Consider the following 3,319-nt stretch of genomic DNA (forward strand, 5'->3'; position numbering starts at 1 on the left):
TCTCCTCCTCGAATTCCCGCACGGTGTCGGCGTCGCCGGTCCACCGCTCGTACTCGTCGAGCAGGATCACGTACAGCGGAGTGGTGTCCGCGGCCCCGAAGTACGGTGACTGGGGCCGTTCCTCGAACGCCGCGGCCTCGCCGAACCGGATCTCGCGGAGGATCTTCCCAGGCTCCTCGTCGCGGAAGTCATCCAGCACCGCGCCCTGGTCGGGGCCCAGCATCCGGAGGGTCGCGAGAGCGAGATCCGGGACGAACGGCAGCGCCTGCAGGCTGGTGATGATGCTGTCCCGGCCGGTGAGGGTGGCCCCCCAGGGCAGGCCGGCCGCGGGCAGCGCCTCGTGCGGCAGCGTCAGCGGCGCATACCGCAGCGCCGCGAGATCCACGAGGGACTGGCGGTACGTGCCCGCCACCGTCTCCCACTCGCAGCCCAGCTCGGGCGCCCTGCCGAGCCACGCCGCGAGATCACGCCGCAACTCCGAACGGTCGCATCGAATCCGTCCCGGATAGACATGGTCGCGGACGTCCTCGCCGTCGGGTCGCAGCACCAGTCCCTGCACGTGCAACCGGGTGCTCCACTGGCCGTGCGGTTCAACCCTGATCCGGTAGCTGAGCCCGTCCTCGTCGATCTCCGCTGGCTCCGAGGTGGAGATTACGGTCTCGCGCCAGAACTTCTCATGCCGGTAGCCGAGCCGCAGTGAACCGTCGACGACCCGTTTGTACCGTTCACCGGCGAGCGCCAACTGCTGCGTCCCCACCCGGAGCACCGGCGCGAAGTCGGCCTCCGCGTCAATCCGAACGGTGAACTCGGCCGGCGCCCGGTCGTGGTTCAGCACCGTCAACCGCTCCTCGAAACTGCCGGCCACGGCACGTTCGCGGATCAGCGACACCTTGGCGTCCACGTAGTGGGTTGGCTCCCCGGGCACCAGGAAGAACCGGACGTCGAAGTAGTCCATGTCGTCCGTCGCCAGCGCGTTCAGCCGCTCCCCGTCGATGCTCAGGACCCACCTGGACAGGAAGCGGGTGTCGGCGGAGAAGAAGCCGCACGGCACGGTGGGCCTGGCCTCGATGTCGCCGCTGCCGTCGCTCAACACGAAGATGTTGCCGTCCAGGATCCGCACCAGTTCCGACTTCATCGTGGTCCCTCCCGGCGGCCCAGGTCCCGCGGATGCCGCGCCCCGGGCGGCGGCGCGAAGAGACGCTCCAACAGGACGAGCATCCGGAACTTCCCCTCGCTGGTGATGTCGTTGCGCAGCCACGCCGGCACCAGCTTCTCCTCGCCCCGCGCCATCCGGTCGAAGAAGCCGCAATCGGCCCGGACCACGGTGTCCGCCTCCCGCGCCTCCCGGGACACCCGGACGGTCCCGTGGTCGATCTCCACGAACCACTGGTCGACCCCGTGCTCGTGGGCGAGATCGAACCGGATCGTGCCGGTCGTCTTGCGCAGCAGCCGCTCGTGGCCATGGCGTCCGAGGTCCGCGAAGAACCGCTCGGTCGTCTCGGACATCACACCCCCACCCCCCCGCGATTGCGCGCCCTGTCCGCAGCATCGCCCGGGACCTGGTTCCGGCGCATCACCCGGCCCGGGTGAATCCCCGTTCGCCGTGATCCGACCCGGTGGCCGGTGACCAGACCCGGTCAGCGTGACCAGACTCGGTCGCCGGGCGTGATCTCACCCTGCCCGGGCGAGGCTCCACCACCCTTCGACGGGGCAGGCTGACCCGGCCAGAGCTGTTCCGAGGTACCAGTGCCGTGCCGTTCCGAGACCAGCGCCGGGTGGTTTCGCGGCCGGCGGCTGTCCGAGGCGGACGATCCGAGGGGGCCAGATGTCCGATCCCACGGCCGAGTTCTTCACCAGCCTCGGCCGGCGCGGCCACGAGCCACTGCTCGAATCGGGCATGGGGACGATACGCTTCGACGTCGCCCGGGATGGTGGTGTCGACCGGTGGTACCTGACGATCCAGCGGGGAGATCTCCGGGTCTTCCGCGAGGACGCCAGGTGCGACTGTCTGGTGCGGGCCGACAAGCGCCTCTTCGACGATCTCGTCACGGGCCGGACACACCTCTACACGGCCTGGGTACGCAACGAGATCCGGGTTTCCGGGGACGTCCGACTGGCCCGGCTCATGCAGGGACTCCTGCCGGGACCCCCGGGCGCGAGCCACCCGCGGGAGTTCGCGAAGCGGGGTCACCGGACATGAACGACCAACTCGTCCGGCTGCTGGACGGCAACACCTTCGTGCTGTCCGAGGAGAACGGGAACATCGACGCCTCTCCCAGCATCCCGACCGGGCTGTTCTCGTTCGACACCCGGTTCCTGTCGAAGTGGATCCTCACCATCGACGGCAGGCCGGTCGGCGCGCTCTCCGTCGAGGAGGTCGAGTACTTCGAAGCCCGTTTCTTCGTCGTTCCGATCCCCGTGACCCCGGTCACCGACATCAATGTCTCGGCCATCCGGGAGCGCACGATCGGGGCCAGTTTCACCGAGCGGTTGACGGTGATCAACCAGCAGCCGCGACCTGTCGAGCTGCGGATCCGGATCGAGGCCGGATGCGACTTCGCCGACCTGTTCGAAATCAAGGACATACAGGCCAAGAAGGGTTCGTACCAGGCCTTCGTCGAACGCGGCTCGCTGCGCCTCCGCTACGAACGCGGGGCCTTCCGCCGGGAGACGGAAATCTCCAGCAGCGTGCCGGCCATGATCGACGAACAGGGCCTCAGCTACGACATCCAGCTTCCCCCGCACGGCGAGTGGGTCACCGAGCTGCGCATCCGTACGCTCGGGGTGGACGGACGGGACCTACGGGAATCTCTCCAGGGCAAGCCCGGCCGGGTGCGTGCCGAACTGCGCCGCGACCTGCGGCTGTGGCTCGACGCGCTGCCCCGGTTGAACTGCGAGTCGGCGACGCTGCGCCGGACGTACGAACGCAGTCTGATCGATCTCGCGGCGCTGCGCTTCACGCCGCTGACCGGCGGCGGCCACAGCCTGCCCGCCGCCGGGCTGCCCTGGTTCATGGCCATCTTCGGCCGGGACAGCATCATCACCAGCCTGCAGGCGCTGCCGTTCGCCCCGGACCTCGCGGCCACCACCCTCCAGCTGCTGACGCTGCTACAGGGCATCGTCCTGGACGACTTCCGGGAGGAGGAACCCGGCAAGATCGCACACGAGCTGCGGTACGGGGAGTCGACCGGGTTCGAGGAGCAGCCGCATTCGCCGTACTACGGCAGCGCCGACGCGACCCCGCTGTACGTGATCCTGCTGGACGAGTACGAGCGGTGGACCGGCGACGCCGACACCGTACGCCGGCTGGAACGGCCCG

General features: G+C 69.1%; 4 protein-coding genes. 2 read left to right on the plus strand and 2 right to left on the minus strand.

The window, feature by feature from the left end; translation table 11 throughout:
• Nucleotides 1-1,135: glycogen debranching N-terminal domain-containing protein (locus tag ACXN5W_RS30145; RefSeq protein WP_473161779.1), on the minus strand; the 1,135-nt coding region annotated here is incomplete at its 3' end.
• Complete coding sequence (locus ACXN5W_RS30150) at nt 1,132-1,506, minus strand: SCP2 sterol-binding domain-containing protein (RefSeq protein ID WP_473161780.1); 375 nt, start codon at nt 1,504-1,506, stop codon at nt 1,132-1,134. The genes ACXN5W_RS30145 and ACXN5W_RS30150, both read right to left, overlap by 4 nt.
• Nucleotides 1,507-1,825: 319 nt before the next feature.
• Between ACXN5W_RS30150 and ACXN5W_RS30155 the strand changes: the two genes are divergently transcribed.
• Together ACXN5W_RS30155 and ACXN5W_RS30160 are read left to right on the plus strand one after the other, a co-directional pair.
• Nucleotides 1,826-2,200 (plus strand): SCP2 sterol-binding domain-containing protein, encoded by a 375-nt coding sequence (locus ACXN5W_RS30155; protein WP_473161781.1) that lies wholly within the window; start codon nt 1,826-1,828, stop codon nt 2,198-2,200.
• A partial coding sequence (locus ACXN5W_RS30160; protein WP_473161782.1) for a glycogen debranching N-terminal domain-containing protein occupies nt 2,197-3,319 on the plus strand: 1,123 nt, incomplete at its 3' end. The genes ACXN5W_RS30155 and ACXN5W_RS30160, both read left to right, overlap by 4 nt.

The sequence above is a fragment of the Plantactinospora sp. A48 genome, assembly GCF_055793945.1.

Excerpts from the sequence above, each read along its gene's own strand:
- ACXN5W_RS30150 (WP_473161780.1), bottom strand. The coding sequence starts at position 1,506 with ATGTCCGAGACGACCGAGCGGTTCTTCGCGGACCTCGGACGCCATGGC.
- ACXN5W_RS30155 (WP_473161781.1), top strand. The coding sequence starts at position 1,826 with ATGTCCGATCCCACGGCCGAGTTCTTCACCAGCCTCGGCCGGCGCGGC.